The organism is Actinophytocola sp. NPDC049390 (assembly GCF_044466355.1).
Classification (GTDB): Bacteria; Actinomycetota; Actinomycetes; order Mycobacteriales; family Pseudonocardiaceae; genus Actinophytocola.
Genome location: NZ_JBITMQ010000007.1, coordinates 157,704 through 175,078 on the forward strand (window position 1 = coordinate 157,704; position 17,375 = coordinate 175,078).

Sequence of the window (17,375 nt, forward strand, 5' to 3'; positions counted from 1 at the left end):
GCTCGTATCGGGTCAGCCGCCCGCGTTCGGGTCGCAGGACGGCGGCTGGCAGAGCACCTTCGACAGCGCCGCGTAGAAGATGTCGCCGATCTTGGTCGGGTCCGGGGTGGTGAAGGCCTGGCCGCCGGTGGCGCCCGCGATGGCCTGGAGCTCGCCGACGTCGATGTCCGGGCCGATGCCGATGCCGACGATGCGGATCGGGCGCTGGGGGTCCTGGAGCTTTGCCAGCTCGGTGAGGAGCTCGTCGCGGCTGATGCTGTTCGCGTCCTCGTTGCGGCCGTCGGTCATGACGATCACGGTGTTGATGCGGCCGGGTTCGAAGTTCTGGCGGGCCGCCTGGTAGATGGCCAACGTGCTGTCGTACAGGCCCGTCGCGCCGTTCTCGAGTGCCTTGACCTGGCGCAGTTTCCCGAGCTCGCCCGACCGCACCTGCTCGCTGATCGGCGCCACGGGCAGCAGCTCGCGGAAGTCCTTCTCGCCGTCGAGGTTCGTCGAGAACAGCCAGATGCCGAGCTTCGTGGTCGGCCGCATCAGGCCGATGCCCAGCTCGGCGGCCTGCAAGGTCACCTGCATCCGGTTGCGGCCGGTGCCCGGCACCGGCTCGTTCATCGACCCCGACACGTCCAGCAGCACCTGCACCCGGCCGCTCAGGTTCACGCCGGACCACTCGTTGAGCAGCTTGTCCACCTCGGCGGGCGGCGGCAGCTCGGCGGGCGTCACCTTCTTCACCGTGGTGCGTTCTTCGTTGCCGCGCGTGCGCAGCATCTCGCCGTCCGGGGTGCGGAAACCGGCGTCGGACAAGGCGTCCGCGGTCTTCTGCGTCATGAGCACGGTCAGGAACTTCTCCGCCGCGTCCTGCCGCTCCGGGGACGTGTCCGGCAGCACGACGTACGGGTAGTCCAGCGCGGGCACCGCGGGTTGCGCGTACACCGCCACCAGCGGCAACCCGTTGGGCTTGGCGTTCTGGCGCAGCACCCCGGCCTCGGACACGGCGAACCCGTCGAGCGGCTTGTCGTCCGACGCGCTGCCCGGCAGCCTGCCGAACAGGTCGTTCACCGACGGCAGCGTGTTCGGCGACAACCTGCGCAGCTGCGTGGTGATCGCGGCGGCCGGGTCCGGCTCCGCCTTCAGCAGCTCGTGCACCCCGTGCAGGACCGAGATGCCGATCGGTTCGAGGCCGGGATCGGGCATGCCGAGCCGCAGCGACTGCGAGCCCAGCACGTCCGCCCAGGTCAACGGTTTTCCCGGCCAGTTGAGCCGCTTCGCGGCGTCCTCGGTCACCGCAAGCACCACCGGGGAGCTCGCGATCGACGTGCCGCTGACCGGTTCGGCGAACGCGCCGCTGGTCTGCGCGCGCTGCAACCACACCGTCGAGTCCGGGATCCACACGTCCGGCTGCTCGGTGCCGTCGGACACCACCAGCGACTCCGCCGTCGCCGACGACTCGCGGTTGGACACCCGCACCGAGTAACAGGTCTCCTCCGACGACAGTTCGCGGGCGGTGCGGACGATCACCGGTGCGATGTCCGGGGACGCGGTCACGTTCACGACCGTGGTGGTGTCACAGCTCGACGCCTGCAGCCGCTGCGACAGGAAGTCGTAGGTGAACCAGCCGAGCAGACCTAGCACGACCAGTGCCACCACCGCGATCAGAGGTGACCTGCCACGCCAGCCACGGGACTTGGCGGAGGAGTGTCGCCCCATGTCCGTCGACCTCCAAGCTGGCGAGCTGATTCACCCGGGTGGGTGAACCTTACCGAGAACCACGGGGTGTTCAAGGGATCGAAAAGGTCAGGAGTAAAGCGCGTCGACCTCGTTCGAGAAGTCCTTCATGATGATGTTCCGCTTGAGCTTCAGCGACGGGGTCAGATAACCGTTCTCCGGATTGAACTCGGTGTCGAGAATCCGGAACTTCCGGACCGACTCGGCTTTCGACACGGCGAGGTTTCCCTCGTCGACGGCCTTCTGGATCTCCGCGTGCAGCTCGGGGTCGTCGATCAGGTCGCCGACCGAGGCCTGCTCGTCCTTGCCCGCGGTCGTCTTCCAGTAACCGAAGTACTCCTGGTCGATCGTGATCAGCGCGGCGATGTACTTCTGCCCGTCGCCGACCACCAGCGCCTGCCCGACCAGCGGGTGCGCGGCGATGCGGTCCTCGATCACCGACGGCGCGACGTTCTTGCCGCCGCTCGTGACGAGGATTTCCTTTTTCCGGCCCGTGATCTTCAGGAATCCGTCGTCGTCGAGCTCACCGAGGTCGCCGGTGGCGAACCAGCCGTCGTCGTCGATGGACTCGCTCGTCGCGGTCTCGTTCTGCCAGTACCGCGTGAAAACACCGTCGCCGCGCAGCTGGATCTCGCCGTCGTCGGTGATCCGCACGGCCGTGCCCGGCAGCGGCCGCCCGACCGTGCCCGGCTTCGCGCCGAACGGCGAGTTCACGAACGACGCCGCGGTCGACTCGGTGAGCCCGTAGCCCTCGAACACGGTGATGCCGACGCCGCGGAAGAAGTGCGTGAGCCGCAGGCCCAGCGCGGCGCCGCCGGAGATCGCGTACTTGACCTGCCCGCCGAGCGCGGCCCGCAGCTTCGAGTACACGAGCCGGTCGAACACGGCGTGCTTGATCTTCAGGCCCAGCCCGGCCTTGCCGTCCGCCTCGCTGTAGGCGATCGCGGTGGCCGCGGCCGCGTCGAAGATCTTGCCCTTGCCGCCGGCGTGCGCCTTCTGCCGCGCACCGTTGTAGACCTTCTCCAGCACGTACGGCACCGACAGGATGAACGTCGGCTTGAACGCGGCCAGGTTGTCGGTCAGCGTCTTCACGTCCGCCCAGTGGCCGAGCGTCGCGCGCGCGATCACGGCACCGACCTCGACCATCCGCCCGAACACGTGCGCGAGCGGCAGGAACAGCAGCGTGGACGGGTTGTCGACGGACCCGTCGCCCTTGAACAGCGCGGCGAGGTACTCGACGGCGTTGTTGCAGGACGCGAACAGGTTGCGGTGCGTCAGCGCGACGCCTTTGGGCTTGCCGGTGGTGCCGGACGTGTAGATCAGCGTCGCCAGGTCGTCGACCGCGACGGCTTCCCTGCGCTCCTTGACCGCGGTGTCCGAGACGTCCTTGCCCGCCTCGACCAGCGTCTCGACCGCCTTGTCGTCGATCCGCCAGACGTGCGTGAGCGCGGGGAGCTTCTCGCGCACCCCCTCGACCCGCTGCGCCAGCGCCGCGTTCTCCGCGACCACGGCGACCGCGCCCGAGTCGGACATGATCCACTCGATCTGCTCGGCAGAGGAGGTGACGTAGATCGGCACCGACGCCGCGCCCGCCGCCCAGACGGCGAAGTCGAACAGCGTCCACTCGTAGCAGTTCGCGGACAGGATCCCGACCCTGTCACCGGGGTTGACACCCGACGCGATCAGGCCCTTCGCGACCTCGACGACCTCGCTCGCGAACTGCGCGGCGGTGACGTCCCGCCAGGCGCCGCCGACCTTGCGGCGGAAGGACACCGCGTTGGGGGCCTCGTCGGCGTTGGTGAACACCACGTCGGCCAGGCCACCGCTGTCCGGCACGGTCACCAACGGGGGGACAGCGAGTTCGCGCATGGTCTGCTCCTCGGTACGAACACAGTGCGCCGCCCCGTCACCAGCGACGCTACCTCACAGTAACTTGGAGTATCTTGCCCCCGCACGCGGCTGAGGGCCACCCCCGGATGATCTCCGGAGGTGGCCCTCAGTACATCGGACCGGTCGGACCAGCGGTTCAGGGCGTCAGAAGGTCAGCCGCCACAGGTCGATGTAGCCGGTGTCGTAGCGGTACAGGTCGCGGACCTGCAGGCGCCACGTGCCGTTCGCGACCTCGCTGGACGCGTTCACCGAGTAGGTGGCGAGCACGTTGTCGCCCGAGTCGCCCGAGACACTCTTCAACCGGTAGGCCGTGCCGTCCGGCGCGATCAGGTCGATCTGCAGGTCACCCCGGTAGGTGTGCTTGATGTCGACGTGCACCTGCAGGTCCGACGGCGCGTTGCCGCTGACCCCGGTGACCGCGATCGAGCTGGACACCGCGGCGCCCGCGTCCGGGATGTTGACGTTGGTCGGGTTCTCGAACGACGGCCCCGTCGGCGGCGGCGTCGTCCCGTCGCAGGTCGCGCCGATCACGCGCGGCGGGCAGTCCGAGTAGTCGAGCAGCGTCAGCACGGCGTTGCGGTTGCGCGACGTCTCCCGGCCGATCACCTCGTCGGGCGGGTAGAAGCCGGACAGGCCGCCGCCGCTTGAGGGGTACATCTCGAACGTGTACGCGTAGATCTTGTGGGCGCCCCACAGCCAGTCGTCGATGGAGCCGTCCGTGATGTACAGGTCGGAGGCCTGCTCCGGCGTGTAGCCGTTGGTCTGCGCCATCTGGCGGCCCAGCGTGGAGAAGACCTGGTAGTCCTCGGCCGTCATGCCGGGCGCGGTGTTGCTGTAGGTGTAGCCGTACGGCCACAGCACCAGCTCGCTGTAGGTGTGGAAGTCGATGTTGGTCTTGATCTGCTGCACACCGCCGACCACGCGGCTGTTCACGAAGTTGATGACGTTGCGCACCTCGGGCGCCGACCCGGCCGACGAGCCGCGGTAGGTCTCGCTGGAGGTGCTGCCGGACGAGCCGCCGCAGCAGCCCCACTGGTAGGGCCAGTTGCGGTTCAGGTCGGTGCCGACGTACGAGCTGCCCGAGTTCGGCTGCCGGTTCTTCCGCCAGCCCGAGTACGAGCCGGTGCGGATGTCCCACTCGCCGCCGTCCGGGTTCAGGTCGGGGATGATCCAGATCTCCCGCGAGTTGACCAGGTTCGTGACGCGGCTGTCGGAGCCGTACTTGTCGGTGAACTCGGACAGGATGTAGAGCGCCATCTCGACCGTGAGGTGCTCACGGGCGTGCTGGTGGGCGGTGAAGAGGACTTCCGGTTCGTTCTCGTCGGTGGCGGCGTTGTCGGAGATCTTCAACGCGACCATCTGCCGGCCCTCGTACGAGTTGCCGATCGCGACCCGGCTGAGGATGTTCGGGTGGTCCGCGACGGCCTGGTTGATGACGGCCGTCATCTCGGAGTAGTTGTGGTAGTTGGAGTCGGCGGACGGGAAGTCCAGTGGGGTCGCGTCGTGTGAGTGGGCGAGGCTGTCCTCCTTCTGGGGACGCAGCCCGAGCTTCTCGATGGCGGCGACCTCGTCGGCCGTGGCGGTGATGTTCAGCCCGCCGTGCTCGAAGGAGTTGATGACGGCCCCGGTGGCCGCGATCTGGTTCCGTACGTCGGAGGTCTTGACCCCGTCGACGAAGTACTCGGCGGAGTCCCGGCCCTGTGGGTCGGACGTCGCGTTGCTGGTCGTGGACAGAACGAGGGTCAGGGCGGCGAGCGCCCCGACCACCATGGACGGGCGTGTGAGTCTCACGCGTTCCTCCCGCAGGGGACGCCGGTGTGGTGGCCGGCGCTGGAGGGTGGTGTTCAGTTGTGTGGCGCGCACCGGCCGAACCCCTCGCGGGGTGCCCTCACGGTCAGCGAACGCCCGATAGCTGATGGTTCCCTTGGCAAGCCCGCCTTCACAAGGGGGTCGCCTTCCCAGTTCACAGTCATACGGGCGGCCTCCGGCCCCCGGATTCCAGCGTAGGCGGCAGCACCGACGATCCCGGGCGGTCGAAGCGGAGTTGTCCACAGCACGCCCGGTTGTCCACAGTCCGGGCCTCGGACGCCGGCGATGTCAGCCCTGTCCGGTAGCGTGGTTCGAGGGGGCCGGAGGCCGCCCGGCTACCGCAGCCGGGCCTTCTTCATCAACCGCAGCGACGCCGCCATGAACCGCGCATAAGCCTTGTGCGGCAACCACTTCGGCGGCGTCAGCACGTCGAACCGCTGCGTCGCCACGGACTGCACCTCCGTGTACCGCAGCAACCCCTCCGCGCCGTGCCGCCGCCCCAGCCCCGACCTGCCCATGCCGCCCATCGGCGCGTCCGTCGACCCGAACGCCGCCGCGTACCCGTCGTTCACGTTCACCGTGCCCGTCCGCAGCCGCGCAGCGACCTGCCTGGCGCGCACCGGATCACGGCTGTACACACTCGCGTTCAACCCGTAGTCGGTGTCGTTCGCGAGCGCGACCGCCTCGTCCTCGGTCGCGTACGGGTACAGCGTCACCACCGGCCCGAACGTCTCCGACGCGTGGCACAGCATGTCCGGCGTGACGTCCGTCAGCACCGTCGGCTCGTAGAAGAACGGCCCCAGGTCCGGCCGCGGCCGCCCGCCCGTCAGCACCGTCGCGCCCTTCGACCGTGCGTCGTCCACGTGCTCCGACACCGTCTTCAGCGCGCGCTGCGACGTCAGCGACCCGACGTCGACCCCGTAGCGGTACCCCGCCGCCTGGCGCAGCTGCCCGACCGCGGTCACGAACGCGTCCGCGAACCGGTCGAAGATCGCGTCCGGCACGTAGATCCGTTCCAGCGAAAGGCACAGCTGACCGGAGTTTGCGAAACACCCGCGCACCGCCGACCGCGCCGTCGCCTCGATGTTCGCGTCGTCCAGCACGATCATCGGGTTCTTGCCGCCGAGCTCCAGCGAGCACCCGATCAGCCGCTCGCCGGCCCGTGCCGCGATCAGCGCGCCGGTGCGCGTCGAACCCGTGAACCCGATGTAGTCACAGGTGTCCACCACCGCGCCACCGATCGTGGGACCGTCGCCCAGCACCACCTGCAGCAGGTCCGCGGGCAGCCCCGCCCGGTACAGCAGGTCGGCGCCGAACAGCGGGCTCAGCGCGGTCTGGCTGTCCGGCTTCAGCACCACCCCGTTGCCCGCGATCAGCGCCGGGATCAGGTCGCCGAGCGCCAGCGCGAACGGGTAGTTCCACGGCGAGATGATGCCGACGACACCCTTGGGCTGCCGCAGCTCTGTGACCCCGATGGCGCCCGGCATGAGGCCCGCCCTTTTCTTGGGGCGCAACAGTTTCCGTGCGGTGCGCAGGTAGTAGCTCGTCACCAGCGCCGGCTCGCACAGCTCCTCGAACGCGTCGCGGCGCGCCTTGCCCGTCTCGCCTTGCAGCAGGTCGACGACGGTTTCGCGGTCCTTGAGCAGCAGTTGGTGGAACCGGTGGAACACCGCCAGCCGCTCGTCGACCGGCCGCTCCGCCCACGCCTGCCGCGCCCGCGCCGCGCGTTCGTACGCGGTCCGCACGTCGGCGACCGCCGACGCGGGCAGCAGCGCCAGCTCACCGCCGGTGAACACCTCCGTCGACGTGTAGGCGTCCGAAGTGGACGCACAGACGCGGCCGCGGAGCGTGTCGAGGAGAGCGTCGGTCAGCGCGGGTGGGCGGCTCATCCGCTGATCTCCCGGTCGGTCGCCGGGGCGCTCGCGGCGGCACGGGCCTCGTACGCGCGCCGCGCCTCCGGTGACGCTCCGAGCAGAACCTGGTCACCCTTGAGTGTTCGGGACACCCATTCGGCGGCCGCGCGGGGGAGCAGGCGCGTGAAGCGGAACGTGGCGTCGAGCGACTTCGGCACGAACACGTCGAACCTGGGGTGCCGCAAGGTCCTCACGATCGCCTCGGCGACCTCCGACGCCTCGACCGACTTGACGAACCGCGCGTCGGTCAAACCCGACGCCAGCTCGGTACGCACGATCGCGGGCATCACGACGGAGATCTCGACGCCGGAGCCGCGCAGCTCGGCGCGGACCGCCTCGGACAGCCCGACGACGCCGTGCTTGGTCGCGCAGTACGTCGCGCCTCCGGGGAAACCGGCCTTGCCGGCGGCCGAGGCGATGTTGACGATGTGCCCGGTGCGCCGGGGCCGCATCCGGCGGACTGCCTCGCGGGTGCCGTGGATGACGGCGTGCAGGTTGATCGCGAGCTGGTGCGCGGTGGTGCGGTCGTCCTCGTCCTCGAACGGGCCGAGCGCCATGATCCCCGCGTTGTTGATCAGCACGTCGATGGGCCCGAGCTGCTTCTCGACGTCGTCGAGGAACCGCGAGAACCCGTCGCGGTCGGTCACGTCGAGCGGCAGTGCGACGGCGTCCCCGCCGATCTCGTCCGCGGTCCCCTTGGCGACGTCGAGATCAAGGTCACCGATGGCGACGGACGCCCCGGCGCGGACCAGCGCGGAGGCCGTGGCAGCCCCGATCCCGCGCCCGCCCCCGGTGACCACGACAACCTTCCCGGCCAGTGAACGAGGACGCCGCGTCATCAAAACTCCCGACATACAATCCAGCAGGAATGTTTCCCCGAGCATCCCAGCCCCCCAACAACAACGCAAGACCACCGCGAGTCGCGCGCCCAGACATAGCGAGTCGCGCGCCCAGTCACCGCGAGTCGCGCGCTCGTGCACACCGAGTTGGTCGTTTCGTGCAGTTATCCACAGCCGGGTGAGTTGTCCACAGATGCGGGTCGGCCGCCGGTCGATTGTCGGAGCATGCGTCACGGTGTGGACGTGAACGTTCCATCGCCGGGTCTCCACGGTGCTCACCGCGTGACAGACCTACGTCGTGACCTGGGCCGATACCGGCTCGAAGCGCTGATCGGAGAGGGTCGTCTCGTACGTGTCACCCGGCACGTGCTCGTCGACCGCGACCGCCAGCTGGACCTGTGGACACGCGCCGCGGCGGCCCTGCTCGTGGCAGGGCGCGGTGCGCTGCTCAACAACTACACCGCGGCCGCGCTGTTGGGGTGCGAGGCGGCCGACCGCGGACAGGTCCACGTGATGGTCAACTACCACCGACGTCTGTCGAGGATGCGGGGAGTGGTCGTGCACAACGGCTCGTTCGACGAACGGGAGGTCGTCGAACTGAGCGGACTGCGGGTGCTGGCGCTGGAGAGCACCATGGCGGAGCTGCTCTGCCGTGCGCCTCGTCGTGATGCCATCGCCTGCCTGGACCAGGCGATCGCGCTGACCCCGCTGGACCTGCGGAACGAGTTCTGTGACGAAGTCCGGCACCGCATCGTCCGCCGGCCCGATCCGCGTGGCTGCCGCCGGTCGCAGGTCCTGCTGGACCTCGCGACCGGGCTGGCCGAGTCACCTGCGGAGAGTTGGCTGTTGCTCGCCCTGTTCGACGCGGGGTTTCCGGTGCCCGCACAGCAGGTGCCGGTGCTGGACCTGAGCGGAAGAGAGCGTTACCGGCTCGACTTCGCGTGGGACGAGCCGCGCATCGCGATCGAGTACGACGGTCACGCGGCGCACGCGGACCGGGTCGCGCGGGACCTCGCGCGCGACGAGGACCTGCGGCGTCGTGGGTGGACGGTCATCCACGCGAACGCCGATGACATCAGGGACCCGTCCCGGCTGCACGCCGCTGTCTGGAACGCGTTCTGGCGGCGGCGCTTCTTCGCGGCGTGACAGCCGGGAATGTGCACGAACCTGACAACTCGTTGTGCCTGGGGGCGCGACTCGCGGTGTCTGGGGGCGCGACTCGCGGGGTTAGGCACGGGTCAGCAGGTCGGTGCTCAGGCGTTCCATGTCGCGGTTCTGAACGTCGGTGCTGCCGTGCAGATGGGGGTGTTCGGGGGTGTGGCGGTTGTTGCGTTCGAGGCCGATGACGACGAGGGCGACGATGACGGTGATGACCAGAAGTTCCATGGCACTAAGTTTGCGCTCGACGTATTGCTGCCACCAGTGGCAGAACGGACCTTGTGCGACAAAATCCTGCCATCTACTCTGGCGGCATGCTGAAGACCGTCGCCGCAGTCGTGATCGACAAGGTCGCACCGTTCGAGTTCGGGGTCGTCTGCGAGGTGTTCGGGATCGACCGGACCGAGGAGGGCGTGCCCGCCTTCGAGTTCCTCGTCTGCGGTGAGCGGCCCGGCGAACCGCTGCCGACCAGCGTGGGCGCCCAGCTCATCCCCGGTCACGGGCTCGACGCCATCGAGCGGGCCGACCTCGTCGCCGTGCCCGCGGCCACCCTGCGCGACGAGTACCCGCCCGCCGTGCTCGCCGCCCTCCGCGAGGCCAACGAGCGGGGCGCCACCCTGTTGTCGGTGTGCAGCGGCGCGTTCGTTCTCGGCGCCGCCGGCCTGCTCGACGACCGGCACTGCACCACCCACTGGCGGTACGGCAAGCAGCTCCTCGACCGCTTCCCGTCGATCAAGCTCGACCCCGACGTCCTGTTCGTCGACGACGGCGACATCATCACCAGCGCGGGCACGGCCGCGGGCATCGACGCGTGCCTGCACCTCGTCCGCCGCGAGCTGGGCTCGAACGTCGCCAACCTGATCGCGCGCCGCATGGTCGTGCCGCCCCAGCGCGACGGCGGCCAGCGCCAGTACGTCGAGCTGCCGGTCCCCGAGTGCACCGCCGACAGCCTCTCGCCGTTGCTCACGTGGATGCTCGACAACCTGCGTACCGACCACACGGTCGCGGAGCTGGCCCGCCAAGCCCGGATGTCCGAGCGCACGTTCGCCCGCCGCTTCGTCGCGGAGACGGGCACGACGCCGAACAAGTGGCTGACCATGCAGCGCGTGCTGCGGGCGCGGCAGCTCCTCGAGGACACCTCGCTGAGCGTGGAGGAGGTCGCCGAGGAGTGCGGGTTCGGCTCCGCCGCGCTCATGCGCCACCACTTCAACAAGATCGTGGGCGTCGCGCCGAAGGACTACCGGCGCACGTTCGGCGCCCCGGCCGTCTGAGAACCGCTCGAGCGCGGGTCGCGAATCCTGTACCTGACGGGTGTCAGCTTGTACAACTGAAAGGTGAATCCCCAGAAAGGCTGGAACGGTGACAGACCGCCAGGCACAGGTTGACGCCTACGTCGCGTCCTGGAACGAGTCCGATGTGGACAAGCGGTGGACGCTCATCGTGGAGGCGTGGACCGAGGACGGCCGGTACGTCGCGGAAAGCTCCGACGTCACCGGGTACAGCGCCATCAACGACAACGTGGCGCGCATCCAGGAGAAGTACCCGAACCGGATCTTCTTCCGCACCAGCGACATCTTCACCCACAAGGACCGTGCTCGCTTCACCTGGGCCATGCTCGACCCGGCGGGCACGGCCACGATCGGCGGCGTCGACTACGCCCTGTTCGCCGAGGACGGCAGGCTTCGGCGCATCACCTGTGTGTACGACCGCAAGCCACGCCTGGGTGAGCTGGACTAGGCCGCCATCGCCGCCGAGCGCACCGCCAGCACGCGCGCCGCGGCGGGTACGACGTCCACTGTGTACTCGCCGCGGTCGAGCGGCAACACCTCGCCGTCGTGTTCGAACCACAGCGGACGGCCGTCCGTGCGCTCGATCCGCACCGACCGGCCACGCTCGTACACCACGCCCGGGCGGCCCAGGTGGGCGCCGGTTCGGGTCAGCTCCATCATCTCCGCGGGTGAGTGCGCGCCGTCGAGCACGCACACGTCGAGCAGCCCGTCGTCCTGCACCGAACGGGGGAGCAACTCGAAGTAACCACCGCGGAACCGGCTGCCGCCGACGTTCGCGAGCAGCGTCGGTCCGCTGTGGACGGTTCGTCCGTCGACCACCACCCGCCCCGGATACGGCTGGTGGCGCGGGATGAGGTTGACCAGCGCGGCGTGGTACCGCGCGGGGCCCGCGTGGGAGGTGAACGCACGCGCCTCATGGATGGCCCGTGCCGAGAACCCCGCGCTGGCGCCCGCGAACACCAGCCGGTCGTCGATCCTGGCCAGGTCGAGCAGGCGCGCCGACGGCGACCGCAACGCATCCGCCACAGTGGACTGCCACGGTGTCGTGCCGAAGAGCGTGTGGTAGCAGGAGTTGGCGGTACCGGCGGGCACGATCAGCATGGCGGCCCGGGACCAGCCCGACGCCAGTCCGGCGGCCACGTCCCGCGCCGTGCCGTCACCGCCGACCGCGATCAGCACGTCGTCCACACAGGACTCGGCGATGCGGAACGCGTCACCCGGCCCGGTCGTCCACCGGACCGACACGCGGCTTACCTGACGCCTGGTAACCCGCACCAGCTCCCATACCAGCGCGGGCGTCACGGCGCCCGCGGCCGGGTTGGCGACGATCAGGACGCGAGCGGCACCCATTTCTCCGGCACCTCCTCCTGGTACAGCAGCCGCAGAGCGGCCGTGCACGCCGGCCACTGCTCGCCCTCGACCTCGACGGCCACCCCCACCACGGCCTCGGTGAACCCGCGCGCCCTCGGCTTGACGGTCGTCAGGTCCGCCACGACCCGCACCTTCGCGCCGACCGGTACCGGCGAGGCGAACCGCACCCGGTCGAACCCCTTGTGCACGACCACGGACGCGCCCGCCACCGTGTACACCTGGGACAGCAGGGGGACGATGAGTGACAGCGTGTACATCCCGTGGGCGACCGGCCCGCCGAACGGTCCCGACCGCGCACGCTCGGGATCGATGTGGATCCACTGCAGGTCGCCGGTCAGCGCCGCGAAGACGTCGACGTCGTGCTGCGTCACGGTCTGGTAGGGCGACACACCCAGCCTCGTGCCCGCCGCGTCGACCAGTTCACCCGGTGTGGAGAACGTCCTCATGATCTCGCCGCCTCGCTGACCTCGCCGAGGTAGCGCGCCACCTCCCGGTAGGAGGCGAGCACGCCGACCTCGCAGTACGGAATCCCGTGCTCGTCGCAGTACCTTCGCACGATAGGCCGCACCGATCGCAAGTTCGCTCGAGCCATGCTAGGAAACAGGTGGTGCTCGATCTGGTAGTTGAGCCCGCCGAACGCGAAGTCGGTGAACCACCCCGGCCGGATGTTGCGGGACGTGAGCACCTGCCGGTGCAGCCAGTCGAGCGACGTGGTCGACCGGTACACCGGCATGCCCTTGTGGTTCGGCGCGAACACCGCACCGAGGTAGAACCCGAACACGGTCTGGCTGACCAGCACGAACACGACCGCCTGCCAGAACGACAACACCAAGCTGACAGCTGTCAGGTACGCGGCGGCGTGCACCAGGACGAGGCCCAGTTCGAGCCACGGCCTGCGCAGCGCCCCTGCGCGTGCGGTCTGGAAGCCCGCCATGTGCACCCGCCACGACTCCTGGGCGAGCAGCACGAAGAACATCACCGACTGGTAGCGGATCACGAACCGGCGGAACGGCGTCCGTGCCTTCACCGGCAGCTCGGACGGGTCGAAGATGACCTGCCTGCGCACGGTGTCCGGGTCGCGGTCGAGGTTGTTCGGGTCGCTGTGGTGCCGGTTGTGGTGCCCGACCCACCACCCGTACGAGGCGCCGATCAGCAGGTTCAGGTGGATCAGCCCGAGCACGTACCGCGGCCCGCGCCGCCGCGACACCTGCTGGTGCCCGACGTCGTGGCCGAGGAACCCGGACTGCACGAACGACAGCCCGAGCGCCACCGCGACGAGCACCTGCCACCACGAGTCCCCGACCAGGAAGAACGTCGTCCAGACCGCGGCGGTCAGCAGCAGGTTCGAGGCGATCTTCCACGCGTAGTAGTCCGGTCGCGGCGCCATCAGCCCGGCGTCGTCGACCAGCTCGGACAGCTCACGGTACGTGCCCGTCGGCGAGATCGTGATCATGCCGCGGTCAGCACCAGCACCGCGTTCTGGCCGCCGAAGCCGAACGAGTTGCTCGTCGCCGCGTTCACCGGCATGCGGCGTGGCTTGTCGCGGACCACGTCCACGTCGACGCTGTTGTCCTGGCTGTCCAGGTTGGCGGTCGGCGGCACCATGTTCTGCTCGATCGACAGCACCGCGCACGCCGCCTCGATCGCGCCCGCCGCGCCCAGCGAGTGTCCGGTGACACCCTTCACCGACGTCACCGCGGGTTTGTCACCGAACATCCGCCGCAGCACCTTCGCCTCGACGGCGTCGTTCAGCGGTGTCGACGTGCCGTGCGCGTTCACGTGGTCCACATCGGACGGACCGAGCCCGGCGTCCGCGAGCGCCGCGCCGATCGCGGCCGACACCCCGGCGCCGGTCGGGTCCGGCGCGGTCGCGTGGTGTGCGTCGGCCGACGCGCCGTACCCGCTGACCCGCGCGCGGATCCGCGCCCCGCGTGCCTCCGCGTGCTCGACCCGCTCCAGCACGAGGATGCCCGCGCCCTCCGCCGCGACGAACCCGTCCCGGTCCGCGTCGAACGGCCGCGACGCGGTCCGCGGGTCGTCGACGCGGCCGGAGAGCGCTCCCATCCGCGTGAACCCGGCGAGGACCGGCCTGGTCAGGCCCGCCTCCGTGCCACCGGCGATCACGATGTCGCACCGGCCGGTCCGCAGCAGGTCGCGGGCGGTGCCGATGGCGGTCGTGGCCGACGCGCACGCGGTGGTGGTGACCAGGTTCGGGCCCTGCGCACCGCAGTCGATCGCGATGTACCCGGCGACCATGTTCACCCCCATCATCGGGATGAGCATCGACGACATCCGGCCGGTTCCCTCGGCCAGCATCGTGTTGTGCTGCCGCTCGAACGTGCCGATGCCGCCGAGCGCGTTGCCCATCACGACCCCGACGCGGCTGCCGTCCCACTCCTCCGGGTCGAGGTCGGCGTCGGCGACGGCCTCGCGCGCGGCGACGAGCGCCAGGTGGACGTACCGGTCCAGCCGCCACGCCGTGCGCCTGCCGAGCAGCTTGTCGGCGTCGAAACCCGGCACCCGGCAGGTGAAGTCGACGGGCATGCCCTCGAGTTCCTCGTCGTACGCGGCGGTGGACTCGCCCTTGCAGATCCGGCGCCAGCTCTCGTCGACGCCGATCCCGGCCGGGGTCACCAGGCCGAGCCCGGTGACCGCGGCGTGGAAGTCGTCAGACATCACGATGTTCGCTCCGCAACCCCGGCTCAGCGCCGGGCACGCCCTTGGCGCCCAGCAAGGAGAGCGCGTCCTCGATCGTCGCGTGCGGGGAGACTTCGTCCTCGCCGATCGCGACGCCGAACTCCTTCTCGGCGACCAACGCGAACTCCACGATCGCGAGCGAGTCGAGGTCCAGCTCCGCGAACGTGACGTCCGGTCGCACCTCGCCCTCCTCGACGCCGAAGTAGGTGACCAGGATCGTCGAGAGCCGGGAAAACGCGGACATGGCGGACCCTCCTTTCCTTACATGGCCTCGATGTCGGGCCAGCGCAGTAACGTCGCCCCCCAGGTGAGCCCGCCGCCGAAGGCGCCGAGCAGCACCCGCTGCCCGGCGCGCAGCTCGCCGCTCTCGCACGCCGACGCCATCGCGAGCGGCACGGACGCGGCGGCGGTGTTGCCGACCTCGCCGATGTTGCGGACGAACTTGGCGACCGGCTGGCCGAGCATGTCGGCGACTCCGTTGACGATCCGGATGTTCGCCTGGTGGATCACGAACCTGTCCACGTCCCGCAGCCCGAGCCCGGCCTTGCGCAGCACGTTCTGCGCGGAACCTGACATCTGGTAGATGGCCTTGCGGAACACGGTCCTGCCTTCCATCTGGAAGAACTCCGAGCCCGGCTCGGGCGGCTCGTGGGTGGACCGCTGCCGCGAACCGCCGGAGGGCACCGTGATCAGGTCGGCGTCCTGACCGTCGCTGCCGAGGTCGAACGGGCCCAGCGCGCCCAGTTCGTGCGGCGCGCCCGCCCGCAGCACGACCGCACCCGCGCCGTCGCCGAAGATCGCCGCGGTGGTGCGCGAGGCGGGGTCGACGATCGTGGAGAACGTGTCGGCGCCGATCACCAGCACCCGCTCCGCGACACCGGTCGCGATGAGCCCGGCGCCGGACGCGAGCCCGTACAGGAAGCCGGTGCACACGGCGTTGACGTCGAACGCGGCCGCCCGCTCCAGCCCGATCCGGTGCGCGACCTCGGGTGCCGTGGCCGGGCACGGGTGGTCGGGAGTGGTGGTGGCGAGCACGACCGCGTCGACGTGGTCGAGGTCGGCCGACTTCAGCGCCCGTTGCCCGGCCTCCACCGCGAGGTCCGATGTGGACACACCGGGGTCGACGACCCGCCGCTCACGGATGCCCGTGCGGCCGCGGATCCACTCCTCGGACGTGTCCAGCCGGGACGCGATGTCGGCGTTGGTCACCACCCGCGACGGCAGCCAGGTGCCCAGTCCGCACAGCACGGCGGACGCGCCCCGCGCGGGCGGCGGTGTCTCGGGGAACGGGAGGACTCTGGCCGCTTCGGTCATGACAGCGCCCCCTCGAGCCCGATGTACGCGAGCCGGGACTCCCGCATCTCGCGCGACCACTCGTCCGCCATTGCCTGACGCTCGTCAGGTGACGTGTCGACAAGTCGCCTGCCCGGCCACACCTCGTAGTCGCCGACGAGGTCTCCGTGCCGTTCGAGTCCTCTTTGGAACAACAGCTCGCGGCGGCGCACCATGTCGTGCACCGGCAGCACCGTCCACATGCGCATCCCGGCCGCGATCAACTCCGCGACCCGGTCGCAAGCTGACGGGTGTTCGGTGAGGTACTGCTTCGCGATCGCCGCGCCGACGGTCAGGTGCCGGATCTCGTCGATGCCAGCGCCGCGGTCGATCTCCGCGGCGGCCGGGTCGAGTGGACGCCACTTGCGTTCGGACAGCTCGGCGGCCGGGGCGAGCGCACCCTCCAGGATGATCGCCATGGTGACCACGCCGCCGACGAAGTCCGCGTTGTCACGCATGACCTCGAGGCCGAACTCCTCGAGCGGGTCGAGGATCGCGCGGACGTCGGCGGCCGCCGCGGTGTGCAGGGTCTCCTGCGGAAACCCGAGGGCCGTCAGGTGGTTGCGGAACACCATCGCGTGCCGTGCCTCGTCGAGCACCTGCGTCGCGTAGAACTCCATGGTCGGCGTGCTCGGCGCGATCGCGACCAGGTACGCGAGCGCCCGTGCCGCCTTGTCCTCGGCGAGCGACCGGAACGCGTACTCCTGTGCGATCGCGTCCCGCAGCGGGCCGGGTTCGAGCATGTGCGGTGGCGGGGTGAGCGCGGGGTCGTGCCCGTCCGGCCGTCCGGCGAGCGTGCCCTGCGGGACCGCCCGCAGCCAGTACCGCAGGTCGCACTCCTCTGCGGTCATCTCCAGGTTCATGGCCCCGTCGAGGAGCCCGGGCGCGGTGTCCCAGTCGCTCACCCAGCTCACGACGCCACCGCCTCGGTCGTGAACCGGACGTACGCGGGGTGCGGCGCCGGTTCGAACGACACGGCGAACGGCTTGAGCGTGTTGCCGAACAGCGCCCGGTCGCCGAACAGGTGGATCGGGATCGCGAGCAGTGCCCACTCCCAGCCGAACACCAGCACCCAGGCACCCACCACGACGAACTGCGTCGAGAACGTGTGCATCGTGTTGTACAGCACGTAGTACACCTTCGGGATGCGCTTGGTCGGCGAGCGGTGGAACGCCAGCGCGCCCGGCAGGTACCCGATCACGTCGATGTAGACGAACAACAGAACGGCCGGCAGCCAGCGCACCTCGTCGATGTGGAGCACGAACAGGGCCACGCACACGCCCAGCGCGATCAGGTTCTCCAGGCGCATCAACAGGTGCGTCGTCCTGGTGTCGAAGCGGTTGACCGCGTCCATC

The 17,375-nt window shown here is 69.8% G+C and carries 17 protein-coding genes; 3 read left to right on the forward strand and 14 right to left on the reverse strand.

The window, feature by feature from the left end; all coding sequences use genetic code 11:
- Nucleotides 1–12 precede the first annotated feature (12 nt).
- From ACIBVP_RS21165 to ACIBVP_RS21185, 5 genes are all read right to left on the reverse strand, one after another.
- Complete coding sequence (locus ACIBVP_RS21165; protein ID WP_396107902.1) at nt 13–1,704, reverse strand: substrate-binding and VWA domain-containing protein; 1,692 nt, start codon at nt 1,702–1,704, stop codon at nt 13–15.
- Nucleotides 1,705–1,791: 87 nt separating this feature from the next.
- Complete coding sequence (locus ACIBVP_RS21170) at nt 1,792–3,591, reverse strand: AMP-dependent synthetase/ligase (protein WP_396107903.1); 1,800 nt, start codon at nt 3,589–3,591, stop codon at nt 1,792–1,794.
- A gap of 165 nt (nt 3,592–3,756) precedes the next feature.
- Nucleotides 3,757–5,403 carry a M14 family zinc carboxypeptidase gene (locus tag ACIBVP_RS21175; protein WP_396107904.1) on the reverse strand — a complete coding sequence of 549 codons (1,647 nt, stop codon included), beginning with the start codon at nt 5,401–5,403 and terminating at the stop codon, nt 3,757–3,759.
- A 353-nt stretch (nt 5,404–5,756) separates the two neighbouring features.
- Nucleotides 5,757–7,310 (reverse strand): succinic semialdehyde dehydrogenase, encoded by a 1,554-nt coding sequence (locus ACIBVP_RS21180; protein ID WP_396107905.1) that lies wholly within the window; start codon nt 7,308–7,310, stop codon nt 5,757–5,759.
- Nucleotides 7,307–8,173: an SDR family oxidoreductase gene (locus ACIBVP_RS21185; protein ID WP_396107906.1), complete on the reverse strand. Its 867-nt coding sequence runs from the start codon at nt 8,171–8,173 to the stop codon at nt 7,307–7,309. The genes ACIBVP_RS21180 and ACIBVP_RS21185 overlap by 4 nt, the downstream gene beginning before the upstream one ends.
- Nucleotides 8,174–8,455: 282 nt before the next feature.
- Between ACIBVP_RS21185 and ACIBVP_RS21190 the strand changes: the two genes are divergently transcribed.
- A complete protein-coding gene (locus ACIBVP_RS21190) occupies nt 8,456–9,319 on the forward strand; it encodes an endonuclease domain-containing protein (protein WP_396107907.1) in 864 nt (287 codons plus the stop codon).
- Between the two features lie 81 nt (nt 9,320–9,400).
- Here ACIBVP_RS21190 and ACIBVP_RS21195 read toward each other — a convergent pair whose 3' ends face one another.
- Nucleotides 9,401–9,559, reverse strand: a complete 159-nt coding sequence (locus ACIBVP_RS21195; protein ID WP_396107908.1) for a hypothetical protein — start codon at nt 9,557–9,559, stop codon at nt 9,401–9,403.
- An 86-nt stretch (nt 9,560–9,645) separates the two neighbouring features.
- Between ACIBVP_RS21195 and ACIBVP_RS21200 the strand changes: the two genes are divergently transcribed.
- A complete protein-coding gene (locus ACIBVP_RS21200; protein WP_396107909.1) occupies nt 9,646–10,602 on the forward strand; it encodes a helix-turn-helix domain-containing protein in 957 nt (318 codons plus the stop codon).
- A gap of 88 nt (nt 10,603–10,690) precedes the next feature.
- Nucleotides 10,691–11,068 (forward strand): hypothetical protein, encoded by a 378-nt coding sequence (locus tag ACIBVP_RS21205; RefSeq protein WP_396107910.1) that lies wholly within the window; start codon nt 10,691–10,693, stop codon nt 11,066–11,068.
- Here the strand turns inward: ACIBVP_RS21205 and ACIBVP_RS21210 are convergent.
- From ACIBVP_RS21210 to ACIBVP_RS21245, 8 genes are read right to left on the reverse strand one after another with little or no spacing between them, the layout of a single operon-like run.
- Nucleotides 11,065–11,970, reverse strand: a complete 906-nt coding sequence (locus ACIBVP_RS21210; protein ID WP_396107911.1) for a diacylglycerol/lipid kinase family protein — start codon at nt 11,968–11,970, stop codon at nt 11,065–11,067. The two genes, ACIBVP_RS21205 and ACIBVP_RS21210, sit on opposite strands and share 4 nt — an antisense overlap.
- A complete protein-coding gene (locus ACIBVP_RS21215) occupies nt 11,949–12,437 on the reverse strand; it encodes a MaoC family dehydratase (protein ID WP_396107912.1) in 489 nt (162 codons plus the stop codon). The genes ACIBVP_RS21210 and ACIBVP_RS21215 overlap by 22 nt, the downstream gene beginning before the upstream one ends.
- Nucleotides 12,434–13,444, reverse strand: a complete 1,011-nt coding sequence (locus ACIBVP_RS21220; protein ID WP_396107913.1) for a fatty acid desaturase family protein — start codon at nt 13,442–13,444, stop codon at nt 12,434–12,436. The genes ACIBVP_RS21215 and ACIBVP_RS21220 overlap by 4 nt, the downstream gene beginning before the upstream one ends.
- The gene (locus ACIBVP_RS21225; protein WP_396107914.1) at nt 13,441–14,667 is read right to left on the reverse strand and encodes a beta-ketoacyl-[acyl-carrier-protein] synthase family protein; all 1,227 of its coding nucleotides are present in this window, start codon (nt 14,665–14,667) and stop codon (nt 13,441–13,443) included. The genes ACIBVP_RS21220 and ACIBVP_RS21225 overlap by 4 nt, the downstream gene beginning before the upstream one ends.
- Nucleotides 14,660–14,932 (reverse strand): phosphopantetheine-binding protein, encoded by a 273-nt coding sequence (locus tag ACIBVP_RS21230; protein WP_396107915.1) that lies wholly within the window; start codon nt 14,930–14,932, stop codon nt 14,660–14,662. Before ACIBVP_RS21230 ends, ACIBVP_RS21225 begins: the two co-directional genes overlap by 8 nt.
- Nucleotides 14,933–14,949: 17 nt before the next feature.
- Nucleotides 14,950–16,002: a beta-ketoacyl-ACP synthase III gene (locus ACIBVP_RS21235; protein WP_396107916.1), complete on the reverse strand. Its 1,053-nt coding sequence runs from the start codon at nt 16,000–16,002 to the stop codon at nt 14,950–14,952.
- Nucleotides 15,999–16,934: a VlmB-like protein gene (locus ACIBVP_RS21240; protein ID WP_396107917.1), complete on the reverse strand. Its 936-nt coding sequence runs from the start codon at nt 16,932–16,934 to the stop codon at nt 15,999–16,001. The genes ACIBVP_RS21235 and ACIBVP_RS21240 overlap by 4 nt, the downstream gene beginning before the upstream one ends.
- Complete coding sequence (locus ACIBVP_RS21245; RefSeq protein ID WP_396107918.1) at nt 16,931–17,374, reverse strand: hypothetical protein; 444 nt, start codon at nt 17,372–17,374, stop codon at nt 16,931–16,933. The genes ACIBVP_RS21240 and ACIBVP_RS21245 overlap by 4 nt, the downstream gene beginning before the upstream one ends.
- Nucleotide 17,375: the final 1 nt, after the last annotated feature.